This is a genomic window from Gilliamella sp. Nev5-1, from assembly GCF_001690895.1.
Lineage (GTDB): Bacteria > Pseudomonadota > Gammaproteobacteria > Enterobacterales > Orbaceae > Gilliamella > Gilliamella apicola_C.
In genome coordinates, this window is the sequence record NZ_LZHO01000018.1 from 1 (window position 1) to 3,085 (window position 3,085).

Here is a 3,085-nt window from a genome sequence, read left to right on the forward strand (position 1 = left end):
CCGCCGTGTGTCTCCCATGATTAAACTTGTCAGTATTCGGAGTTTGCATCGGGTTGGTAAGCCGGGATGGCCCCCTAGCCGAAACAGTGCTCTACCCCCAACAGTCATTCATGAGGCGCTACCTAAATAGCTTTCGGGGAGAACCAGCTATCTCCCGGTTTGATTGGCCTTTCACCCCCAGCCACAGGTCATCCGCTAATTTTTCAACATTAGTCGGTTCGGTCCTCCAGTTAGTGTTAACCAACCTTCAACCTGCCCATGGCTAGATCACCGGGTTTCGGGTCTATACCCTGCAACTTAACGCACAGTTAATACTCGGTTTCCCTTCGGCTCCCCTATTCGGTTAACCTCGCTACAGAATATAAGTCGCTGACCCATTATACAAAAGGTACGCAGTCACTATTACCCAACGGTAACAGCTCCCACTGATTGTACGTACACGGTTTCAGGGTCTATTTCACTCCCCTCCCGGGGTTCTTTTCGCCTTTCCCTCACGGTACTGGTTCACTATCGGTCAATCAGGAGTATTTAGCCTTGGAGGATGGTCCCCCCTTCTTCAGACAGGATATCACGTGTCCCGCCCTACTCTATAAGCTTCCACATCATGCATTTTCATGTACGGGACTTTCACCCTCTATCGTGCGACTTTCCAGACGCTTCCACTAATACATCATGCTACCCGCTTGGGCTACTCCCCTTTCGCTCGCCGCTACTTAGGGAATCTCGGTTGATTTCTTTTCCTCGGGGTACTTAGATGTTTCAGTTCTCCCGGTTCGCCTCATATAACTATGAATTCATTATATGATAGTGTAGTCACCTACACTGGGTTTCCCCATTCGGACATCAACGGCTATAGCGCCTTTTATCGGCTCACCGTCGCTTTTCGCAGATTAACACGTCCTTCTTCGCCTCTGATTGCCTAGGCATCCACCGTGTACGCTTAATTTCTTAACCTTACAACTCACAGTTGTCTTGGTTTTCAATTTACGCTTTTTTCTCTTTTTCACTTCAACACTTTTAGTTTAATCAACTTAACTCAACATTTATTAAATATATCATTAAACCAAAAATAAAAGCTTTACGTAAAAACGAGAACTCGTTTCTTTCAGCTTGTTCCTAATTGTTAAAGAGCTTTATCTTTCTATTCACTTATCTTTTAAACCAAGTAAATACAAACATAATTTTTCATCATCGAATAATAGAGATATCTTTAATGGTGGAGCTAAGCGGGATCGAACCGCTGGCCTCCTGCGTGCAAGGCAGGCGCTCTCCCAGCTGAGCTATAGCCCCATTGTCTCACTTCATCAACTAATCAAGCTAAAATCAGCTTAATAAGTAGAATTGGTGGGTCTGAGTGGACTTGAACCACCGACCTCACCCTTATCAGGGGTGCGCTCTAACCACCTGAGCTACAGACCCAATAAAGTGACTCTTTCTTCTAAACAAACAATCTGTGTGAACACTTACGAGCTCTTCGTAAGGAGGTGATCCAACCGCAGGTTCCCCTACGGTTACCTTGTTACGACTTCACCCCAGTCATGAACCACACCGTGGTAAACGCCCTCCCGAAGGTTAAGCTATCTACTTCTGGTGCAACCCACTCCCATGGTGTGACGGGCGGTGTGTACAAGGCCCGGGAACGTATTCACCGTGACATTCTGATTCACGATTACTAGCGATTCCGACTTCATGGAGTCGAGTTGCAGACTCCAATCCGGACTTAGACGTACTTTATGAGGTCCGCTTGCTCTCGCGAGGTCGCCTCCCTTTGTATACGCCATTGTAGCACGTGTGTAGCCCTGGTCGTAAGGGCCATGATGACTTGACGTCGTCCCCACCTTCCTCCGCTTTATCAACGGCAGTCTCCTTTGAGTTCCCGGCCAAACCGATGGCAACAAAGGATAAGGGTTGCGCTCGTTGCGGGACTTAACCCAACATTTCACAACACGAGCTGACGACAGCCATGCAGCACCTGTCTCACAGTTCCCGAAGGCACTCCCATATCTCTACAGGATTCTGTGGATGTCAAGACCAGGTAAGGTTCTTCGCGTTGCATCGAATTAAACCACATGCTCCACCGCTTGTGCGGGCCCCCGTCAATTCATTTGAGTTTTAACCTTGCGGCCGTACTCCCCAGGCGGTCGATTTATCGCGTTAGCTTCGGAGCCCATCACTCTAGGCAACAAACTCCAAATCGACATCGTTTACAGCGTGGACTACCAGGGTATCTAATCCTGTTTGCTCCCCACGCTTTCGCATCTCAGCGTCAGTATCTGTCCAGAAGGCCGCCTTCGCCACCGGTATTCCTCCACATCTCTACGCATTTCACCGCTACACGTGGAATTCTACCTTCCTCTACAATACTCTAGTTAACCAGTTTTAAGTGCAATTCCTAGGTTGAGCCCAGGGCTTTCACACCTAACTTAATTATCCGCCTACATGCCCTTTACGCCCAGTCATTCCGATTAACGCTCGCACCCTCCGTATTACCGCGGCTGCTGGCACGGAGTTAGCCGGTGCTTCTTCTGTAATTAACGTCAATTGTTGCACCTATTAGATACAACACCTTCCTCATCACCGAAAGTACTTTACAACCCGAAGGCCTTCTTCATACACGCGGCATGGCTGCATCAGGGTTCCCCCCATTGTGCAATATTCCCCACTGCTGCCTCCCGTAGGAGTCTGGACCGTGTCTCAGTTCCAGTGTGGCTGGCCATCCTCTCAGACCAGCTAGAGATCGTCGCCTAGGTGAGCCTTTACCCCACCTACTAGCTAATCCCATATGGGTTCATCAAATGGCGCATGGCCCAAAGGTCCCATGCTTTGGTCTCTCAACTTTATGCGGTATTAGCAGTCGTTTCCAACTGTTGTCCCCCTCCATTCGGCAGATCCCCATACTTTACTCACCCGTCCGCCACTCGTCATCAAGTGCAAGCACTCATGTTACCGTTCGACTTGCATGTGTTAAGCCTGCCGCCAGCGTTCAATCTGAGCCATGATCAAACTCTTCAATTTAAAGTTTGATGCTCAATAACTGTCTCTGACATATTCAAATGAATCTTCAGTGTCACTTATCAAGACTTAA

Annotated in this window: 2 tRNA genes and 2 rRNA genes; all 4 read right to left on the bottom strand. The window is 48.5% G+C overall.

The features are described 5' to 3' along the window. Positions 1-954 (bottom strand): 23S ribosomal RNA (locus A9G41_RS02930); the annotation flags it as partial. A gap of 260 nt (positions 955-1,214) precedes the next feature. Next, a tRNA-Ala gene (locus A9G41_RS02935) sits at positions 1,215-1,290 on the bottom strand. 52 nt (positions 1,291-1,342) lie between these two features. Further along, positions 1,343-1,419: transfer RNA gene (locus A9G41_RS02940), tRNA-Ile, on the bottom strand. Between the two features lie 58 nt (positions 1,420-1,477). Continuing rightward, positions 1,478-3,015, bottom strand: a 16S ribosomal RNA gene (locus tag A9G41_RS02945). Positions 3,016-3,085 lie beyond the last annotated feature (70 nt).